Source organism: Chryseobacterium sp. PvR013 (assembly GCF_017833095.1).
Classification (GTDB): Bacteria; Bacteroidota; Bacteroidia; order Flavobacteriales; family Weeksellaceae; genus Chryseobacterium; species Chryseobacterium culicis_A.
Genome location: NZ_JAFIBT010000001.1, coordinates 2337090 through 2357377 on the forward strand (window position 1 = coordinate 2337090; position 20288 = coordinate 2357377).

Annotated in this window: 13 protein-coding genes; 8 read left to right on the forward strand and 5 right to left on the reverse strand. The window is 33.7% G+C overall.

Annotated elements, in window-relative coordinates:
• The 4 genes from JOE44_RS10560 to JOE44_RS10575 form a co-directional block, all read right to left on the reverse strand.
• Positions 1 to 2493 (reverse strand): prolyl oligopeptidase family serine peptidase, encoded by a 2493-nt coding sequence (locus JOE44_RS10560; protein ID WP_209785554.1) that lies wholly within the window; start codon positions 2491 to 2493, stop codon positions 1 to 3.
• Entirely contained in the window at positions 2480 to 3853 is a 1374-nt protein-coding gene (locus tag JOE44_RS10565) for a RagB/SusD family nutrient uptake outer membrane protein (protein ID WP_209785555.1), read from the reverse strand. The genes JOE44_RS10560 and JOE44_RS10565 overlap by 14 nt, the downstream gene beginning before the upstream one ends.
• Positions 3854 to 3863: 10 nt before the next feature.
• Positions 3864 to 6854 (reverse strand): SusC/RagA family TonB-linked outer membrane protein, encoded by a 2991-nt coding sequence (locus JOE44_RS10570; RefSeq protein WP_209785556.1) that lies wholly within the window; start codon positions 6852 to 6854, stop codon positions 3864 to 3866.
• A gap of 107 nt (positions 6855 to 6961) precedes the next feature.
• Positions 6962 to 7495: a hypothetical protein gene (locus tag JOE44_RS10575; RefSeq protein WP_209785557.1), complete on the reverse strand. Its 534-nt coding sequence runs from the start codon at positions 7493 to 7495 to the stop codon at positions 6962 to 6964.
• Between the two features lie 502 nt (positions 7496 to 7997).
• Here JOE44_RS10575 and JOE44_RS10580 point away from each other — a divergent pair.
• From JOE44_RS10580 to JOE44_RS10605, 6 genes are all read left to right on the forward strand, one after another.
• Positions 7998 to 8306 carry a helix-turn-helix transcriptional regulator gene (locus tag JOE44_RS10580; protein WP_052480558.1) on the forward strand — a complete coding sequence of 103 codons (309 nt, stop codon included), beginning with the start codon at positions 7998 to 8000 and terminating at the stop codon, positions 8304 to 8306.
• Between the two features lie 282 nt (positions 8307 to 8588).
• On the forward strand, positions 8589 to 9404 hold the full coding sequence (locus JOE44_RS10585; protein WP_209785558.1) for a GNAT family N-acetyltransferase: 816 nt from the start codon (positions 8589 to 8591) through the stop codon (positions 9402 to 9404).
• Between the two features lie 340 nt (positions 9405 to 9744).
• Positions 9745 to 11886, forward strand: coding sequence for an AAA family ATPase (locus tag JOE44_RS10590; protein ID WP_209785559.1), 2142 nt, complete (start codon positions 9745 to 9747; stop codon positions 11884 to 11886).
• Between the two features lie 2 nt (positions 11887 to 11888).
• Positions 11889 to 13700 carry an ATP-dependent helicase gene (locus JOE44_RS10595; RefSeq protein WP_045495684.1) on the forward strand — a complete coding sequence of 604 codons (1812 nt, stop codon included), beginning with the start codon at positions 11889 to 11891 and terminating at the stop codon, positions 13698 to 13700.
• 125 nt (positions 13701 to 13825) lie between these two features.
• On the forward strand, positions 13826 to 14626 hold the full coding sequence (locus tag JOE44_RS10600) for a hypothetical protein (RefSeq protein ID WP_052480557.1): 801 nt from the start codon (positions 13826 to 13828) through the stop codon (positions 14624 to 14626).
• 85 nt (positions 14627 to 14711) lie between these two features.
• A complete protein-coding gene (locus JOE44_RS10605) occupies positions 14712 to 15017 on the forward strand; it encodes a hypothetical protein (protein WP_209785560.1) in 306 nt (101 codons plus the stop codon).
• Positions 15018 to 15302: 285 nt separating this feature from the next.
• Here the strand turns inward: JOE44_RS10605 and JOE44_RS10610 are convergent, their stop codons facing one another.
• Positions 15303 to 16133, reverse strand: coding sequence for a hypothetical protein (locus tag JOE44_RS10610; protein WP_045495680.1), 831 nt, complete (start codon positions 16131 to 16133; stop codon positions 15303 to 15305).
• Positions 16134 to 16211: 78 nt separating this feature from the next.
• Here JOE44_RS10610 and JOE44_RS10615 point away from each other — a divergent pair, with 78 nt between their 5' ends.
• The gene (locus JOE44_RS10615; RefSeq protein WP_209785561.1) at positions 16212 to 17204 is read left to right on the forward strand and encodes a hypothetical protein; all 993 of its coding nucleotides are present in this window, start codon (positions 16212 to 16214) and stop codon (positions 17202 to 17204) included.
• A 345-nt stretch (positions 17205 to 17549) separates the two neighbouring features.
• A complete protein-coding gene (locus tag JOE44_RS10620) occupies positions 17550 to 20108 on the forward strand; it encodes an AAA domain-containing protein (RefSeq protein WP_209785562.1) in 2559 nt (852 codons plus the stop codon).
• The last annotated feature ends 180 nt before the right edge of the window (positions 20109 to 20288 follow it).

The window sequence follows — 20288 nt, forward strand, 5'->3', positions numbered from 1 at the left end:
TTACAAGGCATCCTTTTTCATTTCTTTATCAATCCAGGGAATGTCTTTTTTATCTTTCAGAAAATAATCCCACCATTCAAGAATCCTCATATGAAGATCTATGCTCTCAGCACTGTTTTTTGCCAGATCATGATCCTGATCCTTATAATACAGTACTATCGCCTTTTTTTGATTCCGCAGCAAACCCGTATACAATTCTTCGGTATGAGTATAAGGGACGTTTCCGTCTTTCAGTCCTGTCCAGAGAAGGATCGGCTTATTCACCTTCTCTACATTGGCAATAGGACTATTGTCGTAGTAGAGCATTTTGTTCTGAGAAAAAGGCACTTTCATATCAAACTGTCCGTTTTCAAAGCGGGGATAATTAGGAAGATTTCTTTCCTGACTGAAGGAAAAATAAAATTTAACAAGATCGGTAACGGCTGCTCCAGATATATAGGCCGCAAAACGATGGGAACGGGTCGCTATAAAACTGGTTCCGAACCCGCCAAAGGAATGCCCCATGAGTCCTACTCTATTGCTGTCAATATTGGCATATCCTTTTAGGGCATCCAGTCCTGAGTGCACACAATCCAACGCAGAGAACCCAGGTCCCCGGCTATCCAAAACCACATCGGGAAGAAAAACAAAATAGCCATTATCAATGAGTGACCGGATATTAATCCCTATTCCCGAAAAATAAGGATAGGGATATACCGATGCACTTTTATTCTGAACTTCATAGACCGACACAACCAATGGATATTTCTTTCGGGCATCAAAGTTAAGGGGATAATACAATACACCTTTGATTTGTACTCCCAAACTATTCTTGTATGAAAGTGTTTCCTGCCTGGCCGTAGTGATCTCATGATCATGTCTATTGCTTTGATACACTTCTTTCTTATGACCGCTATGATATTGATAAATTGTCTGAGGGCTGTTAAAATTTTCTTCCAGACTGAAAACCGCCTGGCTCAGGAGATTTATTTTGAAATCACTTACCCTATTTTTAGTCGCTGGAAGAAGTACTTTTATTTTATCCTGAAACCATTGAGCATATGATGTTTCATTGTTGTTTTGATCATACTGCTCAAGGATAATAGGCTTCTTGGCATTAATGCTGCGGATTCTAAAGTCTGCGCCTAACGTGCCATAGATCACATCTTCTTTGACATTGAGAATAGCAATTTTTTTATTCGCTGTTAAGGGTAGTTCTTCCAAATTTTTCGTCCGTACATTAAGCCTGTATATTCCATTCTCACTCTCAAAAAAAACATAATGATTGTCATCACTAAAAGTTGGCCTCCCAATATGAGGGTTTTCAATCTTCATTTTTCCGGATAATAAAGTATTATACAGAATCCATCGCTTTTCTTCTTCACTGAATCCTACTATATATTTACCCTGTCGGCTAACTACAAGGTTGGAGATCTGAGAGAGTATCTTTTTTGAAGTTTTACTATAGCGGTCATACAAATAAATGTCAAACCAAGAAACAGAACTGACGTAGGCATTCCTTTCCCTTCGGTCAAAGCTCAGAAAATATCGTTCATGATCTATAGCAGCCATAAACGCAAAACCAGTATCTACCTTTTGAGACTGCTCTGACTTTACATCATACACCCAGTACTCATGATATTGCTCTCCCATTCTATAAAGCCATAAATCGGGATTGGTACCATATTTTATTTCCGGCTGGGCGGTAGGAGCAGGTTTTGGCCGGCTATTAAAATCCAGAAAAAAAGCAAGTCCGTTTTTGATCTCACGCACCTCAATATAATCAGACTTAATAAAACCATTGCCAACTCTTGAAACTTTGAGTGAGTGGGTATCGAGTAATACAAGCTGTAATCCATCAGAAGATTTCTCCTGCTCTGTAACTGCAAGATATTTCTGTGAGGGTGCGAGCATGATTTTTTTTATATTCTGTTCAGAGGTATAGACTTTATTAAATTCTTTGGATTGCAAAGACCAAACCGATGAGAGATTGCTTCGGTTAACCATTACATATAATTTATCCTGTTTATTAGTAACTAACTGTGTAACATCAGAAACTGAGGCAACAAGTTTGTTTTTGCTGTCAAATACTTCAAGAAAACGGCTTTTGTACCAAACAGCATAATATCCCAGAGCGGGCAGTGTTTCTATTTTGCTGACTTCCTTAAAATCTTTCTTATCTCCGTTTCGAAGATTAATAAGTTGTGCCTTTCCACGACCCAGCCAGAAAAAATGATTGTCCTTCAAAAAGTAGCTTTCAGAAACACCAGTCAAAACAGCTTTGACAGATTGCTGTTTGTCCGCACAGGCAATAACGGTGGTATCTGTGTTTTTCTTGTAAATCTTAGAAAAAGAAACCCATCGGTTATCATCTGATACTTTTAAATGAGCAATAGTATAGAATGCAGCATATCTCTGTTGTATAGAATCAATATTATATTGTCCCAACAATCCTTGGCTGCACATACAGATAATCATTATGCATAATAGCGCTTTGATTTTAATAGCCTTCATTTTGAGGTTTTAAATTGGGATTTAACAAAATATCCTGCTGGGGAATTGGCCATAGTTTATGAAAAGACTTCCAGTTAGGCTTTCCCTGTATAGATGTATCCAGCTTTCCGACTCTTTTCAAATCGAAGAAACGATGTCCCATTTCTGTAAAAAACTCTCGCCGGTTTTCCCGTGTGATCTCACTGAGTGCTTCTTCTTTTGACAAAGGCAAAGCTAATGGTACTATTCCTGCCCTCTGTCTGGTTTTATTGAGGTAAAAAAGGGCTTCATCTATTTTATTTTGCTGTACCAAAGTCTCGGCTAAAAGAAGATATACTTCTTCCAGCCGGGCAATAATTGAATACTCCGTTGTATTGGCTGTCCTGTTTTTATATTTCTCAGCCCTGTACCAGGTTGTTCCGTTAAAAGTTACCGGTGCCATCCAGTATTGTTTTCTGAGATCTGCGGGATAAAATGCATTGACAAGGCCAGTACTGAGAGCGGTCATCGAAGGTGCTGAGTTGTTAAAATAATAGATTCCGGATTCTTTAGTCCCATCGCCGGAATTTTTAGGTTTCAGTTGCCAGAGAATATGCAAGCCGGATTTGTTAAAGACCTTGGTAATATCATTCTGAAACTGGTACAGCGGACTTTGAATAATGCCCTTTAACAGAAGCTCAGCCTCTACCCAGCTTCCCTCCAGCAGATAGACTTTAGCCAATAGCAGTTCCGCCATTTTACGATTAGGGAAGATCCTTTCCGTATTTCTGTAGTTGTCCTGAAGCAGGCTGATGGATTCTTTAAGATCTTCACTGAGCTGTATAAGCACCTGGGCCTGATCAGTTTTTGAAATTGTCTGGTTAACCTGATAATCGGTCGTTGTCGGATAAGGAATATCTCCATATACCTGCTGAAGGTATAACAGCAGCATGGATCTGACCATTAATGCCTCTCCTTTGATTCGGTTGCGGTCTGCCTGGGAAATAGACTTTGAGTTTTCAATGCCTTCCAGTATGGCATTAGCCACATAGATCTGTTTATATGAGGTTGACCAGTCTGTATAAATACTGGCATTGGAATCGTTCTGAAGGTTTTGGAATATCTCCGGTAGTCCATTGGTTGCCGTAGTGGAATAAAAATCCAAATCATCGGTGTAAAGCCCTAATAGTCTGCCCGATTGATCCCCTGCAAACGGCGAGTTGTCGCGCAGTCCAGAATATAATCCAGCCAGAGCAGCATCTGCCGTCTGTACATCTACAAATACCTGATCTGAAGCAATCTGATTGGACGGCAGTTCTACTTCGATCAGTTTTTCACAGGAACTCATATTGTTTAGTATTAAAAATCCTGTTATGATATAGAATTGTTTATAAAGTTTCATTGTACTGGTTTTAAAAGTTAATCTGCATGCCGAAAGAATACGTTTTTAGAGGCGGCAGAAATCCTAAAGATGAAAACTCCGGGTCCAGCCCGAAATACTTGGTCCAGGTATAGAGGTTCTGGCCCTGAAAATAGATCTTGGCTTCTCTGATGAGTTTCCCCTGCAACGGAATCCGATAGCTGAGCTGAATATTTTTCAACCGAATGAATGACCCATCGGACACGGTGGCATCACTCATCTGAAATAAACTGTGCAGGGGTGATGCGGTAGCATGATACGGCATATACAATCCATTCGGATTGTCGGGTGACCAGACATTCAAGGCCTCTACAGGAAGGTTCCGCATCAGTCCGGGGGAAGACATCTGATAATTAAAATTGCGGCTCTGCTGTTTGACAAACTGAACAAGCATTGACAATGACCAGTTTTTATAGCTGAAATTATTGCTCCAACCCCCGAAAAACTCTACGCCTATATTTTTAATAATCTGCCTGTCATCAGGGGAACTGATCCTGCCGTCGCCGTTGTAATCCGTAAAGATATACTGACCGTTCTGAGGATTGATACCTTCCAGATGATACAATTTTGTAATATTAGCGGATTGCCCTATTGCATAAGAGTTGGCATAGGTTGATCCTTCCAGTCCCGGGAAAGACAGAAGTTTATTCTTCGGAAAGCTTACATTGGCTGATGTTTCCCATTTAAAAGCTCCGGTAAACGGACGTCCTGTGATCTCAAATTCCCAACCCGTATTTTGAATGGTGGCATCCAGATTGGCCAGCACTGAAGTAAACCCTGTTACTGATGGAAGCTGATAACCTACCAGTTGATTCGATGAACGGTTGCGGTAATGGGATGCCGTAACATGAAATCTATCCTTAAAGAATCCCATTTCGAGTGCAGCTTCTAATTTGATGGTTTTCTCCCAGCTGAAATTAGGATTGAAGAGTTTGGAAGGAACCAGTCCTGTTACATTATTATACCCTAAGGTAGAAGTGATAAACGTATCGTTATACTGGTAGTTCCCAATATTATCAGTTCCGGATGAGCCATAACTTCCTCTCAGCTTTCCAAAGGAGAGCCAGGACAGTTCTTTCATAAAGCTTTCGTTGGAGAACAGCCAGGCCGCTGCCACCGCACCGAAGTTCGCAAACTTACGGTTGGTTCCAAAACGGCTGCTTCCATCTCTTCTGCCTGTAATATTAATGATATAGCGATGGTCAAACTGATAATTAAGTCTTCCAAAGACGGCTGTATACTTATATTCTGTTTTGATCTGGTCCGAAATCAGCTTGGTAGTAGCTGCGGCAATATTTTCAATAAATGCATTACTGGTAAAACCATATCCCTGTATGGCACCCTGAGTATTCGGATCGCTCTGATAGGTACCCCCTGCCAGGACATCCAACTGATGACTACCTTTTTTAAAGCTCCAGTTCAATTGCGGTTCCAAAGTGTAGGACATTCTGCTTTTATTGCTTTGTAACGCCCTGGAATTGGCAGGGCCTATCCCTAATGACGGATTATAGATCGTGCTGGGCTGCAATGACAGTTCATCAAAGGTCTGGTAACTGATTCCTCCATTGAGTCTGATCTGTACATTTTTCATAAGTTCGTAACCCGCCGTGAAATTATTCATGAACTGAATATTGTTGTTGGAATAGGTACTGTTATAGGCAGCCAAAGGATTATCAAAGGTATTGTTCTGCCAGTTGATATTCCCTTGTGAATCGTACAGAGCCGGAGCATTAGGTGCCAGAAATAAAGCACTGCCGGTATTGTCAAGACTGATTACATTATGTTCCAGCTTGGAAAAGAGTGTTGACATGGTAAAGTTCAGCCGGTTGTCTGCTGAGCGGTGTGACAGGTTACCCAGTAAGGTATTGGTTTTATACCGGAAATCTTTGGCAAAGACCGTAGTCTGCTCATTGTGTCCGTAACTTACCAGAAAAGAGGTCTTCTCCCCGCCTCCCGATAAAGACAGCTGGACATTGGAGCTAACCGATGTATTACCGAGAAGTGTTTTGAACCAATCCGTATAACGGCCTTGGTCCCATGTTCCGTTGATATCATACGCAGTGGCCGGATATACGGTAATTCCATCATTCGCATAAGCCTGTCTTCGCATTCCCAGATATTGCTCCGTATTCATCATGGTAAGATTGGAAAGGCTGTTGCTTAAAGCATAGGATGTATTGATAGAAAGCCCTAAAGTTCCTTTCCTGGCCCGTTTAGTCGTTACCAGTACCACGCCGTTGGCTCCTCTTGAACCATAGATAGCCGTGGCATCTGCATCTTTTAAAACTTCAATGCTTTCGATATCATTGGGGCTGATATTGCTTAAAGGATTTAGGTTGGCATCTGACAAAATATTGGCACCATAAGTAGCAGTCATTCCGCTTCCCACGGGGACACCATCCACTATATATAAGGGCTGGCTGCCATCGATTTCACTGTTGGCATAAGTTCTCAGGCTGTTGCGCCCTCGGATCTGGATGCTGTAGCCGCCTCCCGGAACTCCTGAATTCTGGGTGATACTGACTCCTGCCATTCTTCCCTGTACCGTAGATAAGACATTGGTGACAGGCTGGTTTTCTATATCTTTTGCTGAAACTTTGGCGATACTACCGGTTCTTTCTTTGTCTTTTACCTTGTAGTAGCCAGCGTTGAGAATAACTTCTTCGATTCCCTTTACTTTTTGTTCTAAGCTGATATTAACGACGGTCTGATTAGTGAGTTTAAATTTTTCCTCTGCATAATCAGGGTGTCTGAACAATAGGATGGTATTTTCTGCTGAAACCTCTAATGTATAGGTTCCGTTGTTGCCAGTCATGGTTACCTGATCACTGCCTTCTTGGGAGATTATGACTCCCTGTAAAGGTTTGCTTGATGAGGTTACGGTACCGGAAATGGTGTGTACCTGAGCTTTTGTAGTAATGCTTACAGCGGTCAACATAAGCCCAAAGAAAATGCCTCCTATATTGTAATAGGAATTTTTCATAGATTTGTAAAGGTTTTTAATTTTTAAAGATTAATTACTGAACTACGCTCTTTCCTGTAAGTGTCCAAACTGCATGGGAAAGGGCTTTTTTTATTAGTTTCTGTTTCTTATTTTACTTTTTTGCTATCATTTTTCTGAATTCCTCTTTCCAACATAAGATAAGCTGCATCCAGCATCTTTGAAAGATGGATATAAGGTCTTACCAGATTGCTTTCTGGCCCGTATCTATACATCTGCTGTGAGAAATAAACAATGCCGGATATAAAATAGTCAAACTCCTGAATGCTGTATTCCTTAAAGGCTCTTTTGAAAACCAAGAGTGGGTTTTCATATTCTTTAGCAGACAGAGAACCTTTCATCATTGGTGAGCCGATGTATGACGCTGCATTTACCTTCCGTTTCTTTTTCTTTTTACTGATCATATAACCTTCACGGATGAATAGGTTCAATGATTGATGAAATTGTAAAATGACAGAAGGATCTTTCTTTAGCCAGTCTTTCCCGTTTACTGCATATTGCATGATGGAACTGAGCATCTGTTTAGCTGTTACCAGATCGTTGGTCTGAAAGAAAGTTTCAATACACTGTAGTTTTCTACGTTTCTTTCTAACTGATCCGAGAGCTGTTTTTTTATTTTTCAATGGTTGTTTTACTGTAAATAATAGTTTTTAAAGACCATGTAGGAAAAACCATAATGCTCCTCTCTACACGGTCAAATGTGAATATATGAATGAATTTGTGTTCCCGTGAAAGCTTATAAAAGCCGCAATAGGTTGTACCCTCCTATTGTATCGTGTAATCTGATACTATTTTGAAAGCGGGCTTAGATTGTAATGTAGATATAAAGCGAACTGCATTGGAAAAAAAACGGCATGGGACTCTACATTATCCGATTCGGGGCACTGGTATACCTTACATGCAGATAAGAGAGCCCACGCCTAGGTCGTGAGCTTCCTGCTTATCGTCTCGCATGTTAAAAATTACCAGTTTTCGAATCGAGATTCTAAGCAATAGCTTCTAATATTTCGTTGAAGTATCGCAAAGTTACATTTTATGAAACTTATTCTACAAATATAATTAAAAAAAAATCAAAACGAACTATAAGTCTTCATGAAAAACATTTTTAATTACAAAATTTACTGAATGTATAAATGGAACAGTGAAGAAATAAAAATTCAAATCGGGATAATTTTTAAATTATACCGATTAAGAAAAGGATTATCACAATTCCAACTTGGAAATGAGATTGACCTTTCCAAAGATTACATTGGTAGAATCGAAAGAGGAAAAACAAATTTATCGATTGAAATTATTATTAATATTTGTAATTTTCTTGAGCTTGATATAGTTCAGTTAGTTTCTAGGATGACTCAGAAACAAATTGAATCCGCTATAAATGAAATCAATCTTTTAGAAGTAAAATTTAAAAATCAAAATAAGAGAAAATCCTAACATAAGTTAGGATTTTTTATTTACTAATTTCTTAATAGTTACGGTCAGAATATTGGTGAAATAAATCTCATATAAAGAAATGTATAACATTTGCAAATTAAATGTTATGAAATACCAATAAGAATTCTGTTTCCACAAGAAAATAGATTATCATCTTTTAATAATTACTAATATATGTTTTAGAACTATTAAATTTCTTTGCTAAAAATAATATAATGCCTTGTAAACAAAAATATTAATAAAAAAATATTTTTTATATTAGATTTAACTAATAACATATTTATGAAAATAATTACTATTAATGAAAAAGACGACTTTTTTCATTTTTTAAACTATAATATTGATGTAAATGATTATAAATACAAATATCTGAGTAATGTTTTACATTATGCGTTTGTTATTGGCCAGCTGCCAGTAACAGAAAATACAAGAATTTTGAGATTAGATACATATTGGGCTATTTATATTGAAACAGATGGAAAACTATTTATCTATGGCGACACATTAAAAGAATTTACACTTGAATTGCAAAGTATCATAAATTTTGAATCTTTTCAGGGTTTTGAAATAATGGGTGATTATAACTTAGTTTACAGCATTATACGAGGAAAGAACGTAACAAATTTTACAGTTATAAAAGATCGCATTTTTTACCAACTAAATAATAAAGGTTTATTAATTTTAAATAGTGAAACACCATTACTACCAAAATTAGAAGACCATGCAGAATTAACGGAAATGATGCTAGCCTATTACGTTGAAGAATATGAAGGAAAGAGAAATAAAGAGAAAGCTTTTATAAATGCTATGATTATTGAGCATATAAAAGAAAACTCCATTTATATACTAAAGGAATCACAAACAATTGTAGCGTTTTGTACAATTTCTGATCCTGATATCGGAATAATTTTTGTGAGACCTGATTTCAGAAATAGAAATTTAGGCAAGTTATTATTGTCTCAATGTAGTAAAATTTTATTTGACAAAAATCAAAAAAGTCTTTTAATGACGGATCTAAATAATTATTCTTCTAATAAGATGTGCTTAGATATCGGATACGAAGAAATTTACAAGCATACAAATTTAGAATTAATTTAACCGCATATTTTGAGAAATTGGTCATTTATTATTACTCTTAATTCATACTCTTGGATTTTTTTTTAAAATTCCATTTTTAAAAGTCATTACTGTATGATATATTTTTATAAAATTAAAGAATTGATCATAATCTTTGATTAAATATTAGTAAGAATAATGAGTTTTAATTTTATTGTTACGGGAAGCCGTAATTAAATGTGTAAAAATATTGATACTTTTGAAAGTACCAGTACTTGTAATGGGTTCAAAATTTATTATAATTAAATGTCCAAAAAGGTAAGGAGTAATTTTGATCCTGATGGAAATGTTCTAAATTAATAATTTCACACACAAATATTTAATGTATATATCTAAAGTTTCACTCATTAACTACAGAAATTTCGCGAATGCTATTTTTCAATTTCACAAAGGTATTAATACCATTATTGGAGAAAATGGCTCTGGAAAAACAAATGTTTTTAGAGCCATAAGATTGCTTTTGGAAGACGCTTCAATGCAATTTGCTTACAAACTAAATGAAGGAGATTTTAATAGGCAGTTGGGTAAAAATAAATGGAAAGGACATTGGATAATCATTAGCATAGAATTTGACGAACTTAATAATGAAGAGGCTATACAATCTCTTTTCATTCACGGTGCCGGAATTGCGGAAGAAGATTATGTAAAAAAAGCTACTTACAATTTATTTTTTCGACCAAAAGCAGACATTAGACAAAAATTATCTGAACTGAAAGAAGGAGATAAAGCTGGTTTACAAACAATCTTGAATGATATTACCATTCAAGATAATTATGAGACTTTCTTTACAGGTAAAAGTACAGCCGATTTTAACGACCTTGAAGTTTACAAGGAGCTTGTGGGTGATTTCGAAAATGTCATTTTTCCTGCATCGATTGATGCTTCTAAATTTGGCTCAAGAATTCCACATCAATTGTCAGTTGCCAAAGAAATATCCTTTACGTTTATTCAAGCTTTGCGAGATGTTGTAAGTGATTTTCATAATAATAGAACCAACCCTTTACTTACACTATTAAAAAATAAAAGTGGAGAAATTAAAGAAGTTGATTATAAGCCAATAAGTGATTTAGTTAATGATTTAAATGAAAATATTGAAGCACTTCCCGATGTACAAAACATAAGAGCAGATATTAAATTTACCATACAAGACGCGGTTGGATTAACTTACTCACCATCGTCTTTATCCATTAAATCCAGTGTCCCAGATGAAGCAGAAAAGCTTCTACAGTCGTTAAAACTTTTTATCGGCGAACCTGAAGAAGATTATGAAGGGGGAATACACGAATTAAGTTTGGGAGGTGCAAATCTTATATTTCTTACCCTAAAACTTTTAGAATTTAAGTATAGAAAATCTAAAGATACTTTTGCAAATTTCCTGATTATAGAGGAGCCAGAAGCCCATATTCATAATCACATTCAAAAGACACTTTTTGACAAGTTAAATTATGTCGACACGCAAATTATTTATTCGACACATTCAACACAAATTTCAGAAGTCAGTAACGTTGAGAACATAAATATTCTTGCCAAGAAACTCAATTATGCTGAAGTTTATCAACCTTCAACAGGTTTATTACCTGAAAACATTAACCAAATACAACGCTATCTAGATGCGGTTAGGACTAATTTACTTTTTGCCAAAGGTGTAATTTTGGTTGAAGGAGATGCGGAAGAAATTTTGATACCGATTATGGTAAAAAAAGTCCTCGGTGTAGGACTTGATGAATTAGGAATAAGTCTAATAAATATTCGAAGCACCGGTTTTGAAAATGTGGCTCAACTTTTCCATAGTGATAGAATTAAGAGAAAATGCGCGATACTTACTGATTTAGATGACGCTATTTGTGATACAACGGAAGTTGAAGGCGATACAGATGAAATTATAAAATATAAGAAGAAAGTTGCCGGATCGCAAAAAAAAGGTTTGGAAAGAAAAGCGAAACTTGATTTGCTTGAAACAGGTAACATATGGGTTAAGGCGTTTTACGCCAAACATACTTTTGAGGTTGATTTTGTAACTGAAGGAAATAACTGGGAAATTCAAAGAATAATAAAACAAGTGTATGTAGATAAGGCTACTCGCGACCAAGCAAAGCTGGATTTGGAAAATGCTAACGTAGCTGTATCTGGTAAACGAGTACTTACAATGGCAAAGCAAGAAGGCAAAGGTTGGTTTGCAATAATGCTTGGCAAACATATTTTCTTTAAAACCATTATTCCTGAGTATATTTTGGATGCAATCTTTTTCGCTAAAGACAGCTATTCTTCACATATAATTGCAGACATTATTGAGTTTAGAATAAACGAAAATTTTAAGGATAAAAATACCTTAGATTTTGCTTCTTGCCGTGCTCAATTATTAAAATATCGTAATGCAGAAATACCTTTAGAAGATTTAGTAATCGACTTGGATTTGGTAATTCCCAATGATCAAATATTAACCATCATTGAAAAATTGAAATAATTATGTTTATTTGGGAAAAAGGTAGCATCAACGATGAACAGCAAAATGCAATTTTAGAAGATAAAAGTGTGCTTCTTATAGCCTGTCCAGGAAGTGGAAAAACCCGTACTTTAACTTTTAAAATTGCATATGAACTTAGCAGATTAAAAACAGACAAAGAGTTTGTAATTGCAATAACCTATACAAACAACGCTGCGGAAGAAATTAAAGACCGTGTAGAGCTGTTAGGAGTTGATACTACTCAATTATGGATTGGTACTATCCACTCATTTTGCATGGAGTGGATTTTAAAGCCTTACCATTTGTACTCTGATAGACTAAAAAATGGTTTTAAGGTTTGTAATTCATTTGATACTGAAAAGCTGTTGACTGAGATATGTAACAAATACAGTAATCCAAAAGTTACTTTTTATGACTTTCAGTATTATGCCACTATAAATGGAACATATAAATTTACCTCAAAAAATAGTAATCAGAATAATCATATTAAGGCTATACTTAAAGAGTATTTTTTAATATTAGAAAAAAACAATCAACTTGATTTTGAGCAAATTCTTTTTTATGCTTATGATTTAATGAAGTCAAAACCGGTAATCAGTTCTATTCTTTGCAAATTATTTCCATTTATATTAATCGACGAATATCAGGATACTAAAGAAATACAATATCACATTATTTCAAAGATATTATGTGCCAATAAGGGCTGTTCAAAAACTCTAATTGTTGGTGACCCAAATCAATCTATTTATAATTCTTTAGGTGGTTATCCAATGGCAAAAAAAGAATTAGAAAAACTGTTAGGATTTGAATTGCAGCAATTGAGCTTAGATAAAAATTACAGATCATCGGAAGCTATAATTAATTATTTTGACTATTATAAAACCTTTACAACACCAATTATATCTTTCGGAAATAATAAAGATTACAATAGTTTAATCACTTATAATTTTTCGGTTTCTGTAGGTAATTTGATTGAAGAAATTGCAAAACTAATTTTGTTTAATGTGCAAGAAGTTGGCATTAGTCCTAATGAAATTTGCATTGTAGCACCACAATGGGTACATATTGCAAGCATAACTAGAAAGTTGATGATTAGGCTTCCTGATTACAATTTCGACGGTCCTGGAATGGCACCCTTTTCTCGTGATATTGAAAATTTTTGGTTCAAAATTGCAAGAATAGTTCTAACAGAGCCATCTCCTTTTATGTATGTTCGAAGGCTCCGATGGAGTAAAGAAGTATTATATGAGTTTGAAGCCGTAGGGATTGACATAACAAAAATCTCAAATAAAGAATTTTTAAAAATTTGTAATTCTATCGAAATTGATGAAAATGATGGTTTGACATATTTACGGTTTTTCTTTAACCAAATTTGTAACAAATTAAAAATTGACATTAGTAATTTTCCATTACTGAAAGAGCACCATACTTCATTTTTTGCTAGTTCTGAAAGTCGTATACAAAGGCTTATTGATGAAGGAAATCCTTTTATTGGAGATATTGAAAATTTCAGAAAAGTATTTAGGCAAAAAGATGGCATAACAGTTTCAACTATTCATGGCGTGAAAGGGGAAGAATATGACACTGTAATTGGTTTCGCATTGCTTGATGATTACATACCTCATTTTAACGACACAAATGGTTACGAAAATTCAAAAAAACTACTTTATGTTTTAGCTTCCAGAGCGAGAAAAAATTTGCACCTGATTTCAGAAACATCAAGAGGTATAAACTATTATAATCCAGACGGAAAAAGTCCTACTCCACATTTATTAGAATATGATTATGAATATTCAATTCTTAACATAAACTGATAAAATCATTAGTAAATTAATATTAATGTATCCAATCATCTTGAATATACACTAAATATTACTTTTAAGGCCGTACAATATGTGGAATAGTTGTTATACACTTCACTCATTACTCAAATAATCTGATGAAAAAAAATAATCCTATTGACATTTTAGTAGAAAATTTAGCAAAGCAATTTTCTCAAATAAATAATTTCTCATTAACACAAGATGACCCTCTTGGTAAAAAGATGTTTAATTTTGTTGTTAAACATATTTCAGAAATAAACTCATTTAAGAACTTATTTATTCAATATTATTTACCAGCTTCACTAAGAGCATCGCAGGACTTCCAAAGGAACTTAAAATCCTCAAAATATAAACATTTAATAACTATAACCAATCAGGAACTTAAAGAAAATTATTATGAAACGATAAGATTAGGATATGTGGGCGCTTACCATAAATATGAAAGTTATCTAAAGGATCTTTTACGAGTTTTAAATGAGTTTTTTAAAGAGATTGATTTTGAAAACAATTTTTTAGACTTAAATTCATATTTAAAAAAATTAATAGATAAAGACCTATTCAAAACAATTAACTCATTTAAAATTTCTGAGAAAATAAATTGGATTTCAAATTGTGTTAAACATTATGATGGCTTTCCCGTAAAGGAACCAATTCCAGGTTATTTGCAAGATTTCGATAATTCAAAGAAAATCGAAATTGAATCTTCTGAGTTTAAAGCAGACCTTGATAATTTGGCAGAACAATGTCAGTTCATTTTAAACATTCTATTTATGGTTGGTTTTCATCAATTTTTTAGTCAAGAATTTGTGTTGATAAAAGATCAATTGAAAGAAGAAAATCAACAACCTGAAAAAATAAAAAAAATTGCGGATGATCTTTTATATGTGATTTCTGGCTTTTTTGGATATAAAAATTGAGATAGGAAAGGAACAATTATCCTTTTTGTAAAATTCCGTAGCTATAAAATTTATTTTTAATTAAATCATAAAAAATAAAAAACTATTGGATCAATTAATAGGACAACTAATTACCGAGATTATTCTTGAGAATTCTAAAGTAATCAGTATCGCTGTAAAAAGTAGAAATAAATTTGAAGGCTGGCTTAAGTTTGAATTAGCAAGCAAATTAGAAGAACAAGGATTCACGGATGTCTTTGTTGAAACTTCATATGAAATGCGGAAAGATAGATATGATTTATCATTTTCCAAAGAAAATGATTTCTACTGTGTAGAACTAAAAAACACCAAATACAAGTTGGGATATTGCTGGGGTGAAAAGTTGCAAAAAACCTATAACAAAGAATTTTGACTCTATTATTTTAGATACAAAAAAACTTAATTCGAATTTTGGACTTGTAGCATTTGTTTTATTTCCTATCCCTAAAGATTGCGATAAGTGGCATTCTTATTTTTACCGAATAAAACAGAGTTGTGATTTACAAATTGATATTGAAAAAAATTGTAATAGAGTTAATATTAACTTTGACAAAACCGATAATAGTTGTGATTTAATTGTATGTAGTTATTTTTCAAAAATTTATAACAATTTATTTTAAATTAGTAAGAGATTTGTGAGCATAAATTTTTAATTTATCTATTCAACTTTATATCTTTTCCTTAGTTTTTCTCTCATTTTATGTCTCTTCAAAAAAATATCTTCATCTACTGTAGTAGATTTCAATACTAATAAATCTATAGAAAAAGCTAAAAATGTTAAAAGCATTGGAATATTATGATATATATATTCCCACATATCATCAATATTTTCGCGAGTACTAAATATAAAATTTAAGTTTTGCTTTTCTGTTGCTGACACTGGATTTCTATCTGTATATAAGTGAATTGCATTATTCGTTATATTAAATAAGCTATCTCCAAACTCTTTATCAAAAATGTACTGATACAAGTCTTCATTATTAAATAAATCCTTAAGCAAATTGTTTGTCTTTGTTATCAAATCTTTTTTTTCATTAGGTGTAGTTTTTATTGGATCAAAGCCTTCAAGGTTGTTGAATTTATCAATAAAATCTGATTCATTTAAAATTCTCATAACAAGAATTAAAATTTCCAAAAAAGGTTTTCTAAGCAATGTAAAACATACTGTCATTCGCATCTTTAATGAGCATAAAAGACTTTCTTGTATAAAGTAACACGTTTCCATTATTAATGAAAGTATTAAGTGTGTTCTTACTACCTTTGTCAATTCATTATTAAATCCTAATTCTGACAGTCTATCAAAGAGATGTTTATCTGAAACGTCTATTTTGTTAATTACATCTTTGGAAAATTCAAATGTCTGTATTTTTAATTCAATAAATCTTTCATCCAAGATAAGTTCTTCGATTTGATTTATAACAAACTCACAATAGTTATGCTTTTTCCAATACTTTTTGGGTAAATAGTAATAATCAACTCTTTTTGTCATACTCTTATATTTTTATAAATGTAAATAACTCTAAGATAAAATAAGTAACTTAGAGTTATTTGCAATTTACATAACTCTATGAAAAAATTTACTAGCCCTGATGGTGTTTTCGAGATAGATATTCCAATAGAATGGGATTATAGAAATGAAATAATGGGTTTAGAAAATTCTCCACCATTCAGTTTTGAACCATTTAGAAACTCAATTGGGTGTTTTCAACTAAGTCATTATAAAAAGGAAAAAAATAAATATCAAAGGTTCAAAAATAAACATGAATATTTTGAAAATAATCTAAAATTCGAAAAAAGACAAATAGATGAGAATGATGGGTTTATAATTATAATATGGGCTACAACAGTAAAAGATTTTTTTTTCATGGCAAAATATGTCTACCAGAAGATCAAGGTGATTAATAATAAATTAGAAAAAGAAATTGAGAAGGTCGAGAACTCCCTGAAATCATTAATCTGTATAGAACCAAACAGTCGCACATTAGCAACTCATCTTTATCGTTACGAAAAGTTTGTAGCATCATTAGGAGCTACTTTTGATTTAAAAGCTAAAGCGATTGAAAATGAGTCAGCAATAGAGCTACTTATTATAAATGCTAATCAGATAGATGCCTATCTTAGATTATCAATTGTTTTAAAATATCAAATTTTAGATAATACCAAACTGTTCAGAATAAAATATCTTTTTCAAGATCAAGACGATAAACCAATAAATGAAAAAAATATTTATCGAGAAGCTCAAGAGATGAAAATAATAGATATCAATCTTTACAATAAATTATTTGATCTTTACAATGAAAGAAATAAAATTGTACATAGATATATTATTACAGATATCAAAACTTTTACATTATATAAAATAGCATTTGAATACGAAAAAATGACGGAAAAAATGAGATTAATACTTAGAAAAATAGAAACAGAACAGTTTACTAAAAAAGTAGGATATCATAGCATCAAAAATCCTCATCGTAATAAAGAAGAAAGTCATGTTAGGTTGCTAAAATCGATGATAAATGAAAAACATTTTTTAGATCAATTTCACAGAGATTTAGAATAGATTGATTCAAGACAATCGAATTTTGAATTAATATTATAATTATCTATATTTGTCATAATAAACAATTTAACAGGACATTTTAAAGATGCTAACTTTAAATATTGTCCATAATGGAAAATTGTTTTTTTTGCTCCGGATGGAGACCTGTTTTTGTAAGAGCTTATACTAGAATACGTTTTGGACGTCTAGAATATGTAATTCAACATTGCAGATCGAGACCTGGACAACACAGATTTAAGCAAGGTTTTTAACCTTGCTTATTTTTTATACTCTCTTTCTTATCTTTTAATTTTGGGAATATATTTTTAATTATTACTTCTTATATTTATAAGTAATTAATAATCTATGCAAAAATCTACTTCAAATAACTTGAGAACAGAAGCAATCTACATAGATAGTAAAGACAGAACTGATGAGATAGAATCTTATTCTTTTGAAGGCAGTATATGTGTAGTAATATATAAAAGAAGCGATAAAACCTATTCTTATTCTCAACACAGGATTAAGATCGTTAAATCTGCCATTCAGAGTGAGAGAGCAGGAAATATTTTTTCTTATCTAAAGGCAATTGCAGAAAGTATTGGTTTAAAGACAGAGGAAGGCAATAATATTCTTGCTAATAGCTATGGGAGTATCCGTTTTATTCCTGAGACTTCTATTCTTTACAATTATCTTAATGGGAAAGAACCCGAAAAGAATTACCACGCCTCTCCTATTGAAATCTTTCCTTTTGGATTTAATCTGAGCCAAAGAACAGGAGTTGATAATGCATTTTCAAATCCGCTAAGTGTTATAGAAGGTCCTCCCGGAACAGGTAAAACCCAGACTATTCTAAATATTATTGCCAATGCAGTGATGAATAATCAGAGTGTGGCTGTTGTTTCAAGCAATAATTCGGCAACAAAAAATGTTTTTGAGAAGCTGGAGAGTAAGGGAGTTTCTTTTATAGCGGCATTATTGGGAAGCAGTCAGAATAAAAAAGAATTTATCGATGCTCAGACTGAAATACCGGATCTATCAGATTTTAGATTAGAGGAAGAACAGGAAGAATCTCTTATGCAGTCTACTCCCCTTCTTTTCGCTGAACTTGCTGAAAAGTTAGAACTAAAGAATGAATTGGCTTTGCTTACGCTGGAAATCGATAAGATCAGAACAGAACATCAGCATTTTACGGAAGATGTCGCTTTAGCAAGCGAAATCCGTTTTAAAAAGAATATCAGTTCAGATCAGCTGCTTTCTTTATGGGTTACCTTGGAAGACTATGAGAAAACAGGCAAGAAATTTTACTGGTGGCGTAAACTGATATTTCCTTTTCTGTATGGGGTAAGAGATAAGATTTTTTATACCTTATCGTATGAAGAAATGATCAGAATTGTCCAGGCAAAATACTATGGAGTAAAAATTTCAGAGCTTGATTTCAGAAAGCAGGAACTGCAAAATACATTACAGCATTTTTCCTTCCATGATAAAATGAAACAATATACGGAAGTATCTATGCAGCTGTTTAAAAACAAACTCTACCAAAAATATAAAGGAGAAAAACGCTCAGAATATACCGAATGGGATCTTCGTTTTAAATCAGAAGAATTTATTAAAGATTATCCTGTCATTATGAGTACAACCTACTCATTAAGAAGAAGCCTTGCTGAAAATGTAGTCTACGATTATGTGATTGTTGATGAATCTTCACAGGTTGATTTGGCTACAGGTGTACTCGCATTATCCTGCGCGAAGCAAGCCGTCATTGTAGGAGATTTAAAACAGCTTCCCAATGTAGTGGATTCTGAAACAGCAGAGAATACAGATCAAATCTTTAAGAACTATGATATTCCTGAACCTTATCGGTATTCCAATCATAGTTTACTTTCTTCCATACTAGAAGTATTTCCGAAGGTGCCTAAAACACTTTTAAAAGAACATTATCGCTGCCATCCTAAAATCATTGATTTTTGTAACCGTAAGTTTTATAATGATCAATTAATCATCCTTTCGGAAGGACAGATGGAAAGAGAACCTTTATTAGTCTATAAAACAACAGAAGGCAACCATGCCCGACAAAGAGAGAATCAGCGGCAGATTGATGTGATTATTCAGGAAATCATTCCACAGCAAAAGCTGGAAGGTGTCAATCTGGGAATTGTAACGCCATACCGTAATCAGACCTTAGCCCTGCAAAGAACATTTCAGGGAACAGATATCAAAGCCGATACGGTGGATAAATTTCAGGGAAGAGAAAATGATGCAATCATTCTCTCCACCGTAGATAATGAAATCTCTGAATTCACCGACAACCCAAACCGACTGAATGTAGCCATTTCCAGGGCTAAAGACCAGCTGATTTTATTGGTGAACGGAAATGAAAATGATAATGAAACGAATATCTCAGATCTGATCCGCTATATTGATTATAACAATTTTAGCACGATCAAGAGTGAGGTACATTCTATTTTTGATTACCTGTACAAAGGGTATGAAGAAAAAAGAAGAGCTCTTTTATCAGATCAAAAAAAGAAATCTGTTTTCGACAGTGAGAATCTAATGTATGCGTTAATCAGGGAAGTATTGTCCGATGATCAATTTTCAAAATATGGCATTATTTTGCATCAGCCTTTAAGAAATTTACTTTCAGATTTTTCCAGATTAAGTTCTCAAGAAGAAAAATATGTAAGACATCACGCCACGCATCTTGATTTTCTGATCTACAACAAGCTAGGAAAAAATCCTGTATTAGCCATAGAAGTGGATGGATATGAATACCATAAACTGGAAAGTCGACAAGCCGAAAGAGATCGTATGAAGAATGAGATTTTAGATAAGTATAAGATTCCTTTAGTAAGATTTTCTACGACGGGAAGTGGGGAGAAAGAGAAGCTGATCAAAGCTTTAAGAAAGCTGCAATCGTAAGATGTAAGAGACTATTGAAAACCTTTCTTTGGTAAATTCATATCTTATCCGTCATACCTACCACCTTTTTTAAGATGTAACACCTTAAACTCTAAACTGTAATTTTTCAGATCTTTTTCATATTATTAAAGGCAAAGGGTATAAGAATCGTGTCCTAAAAAAGGTAGCAACTTAATGTTG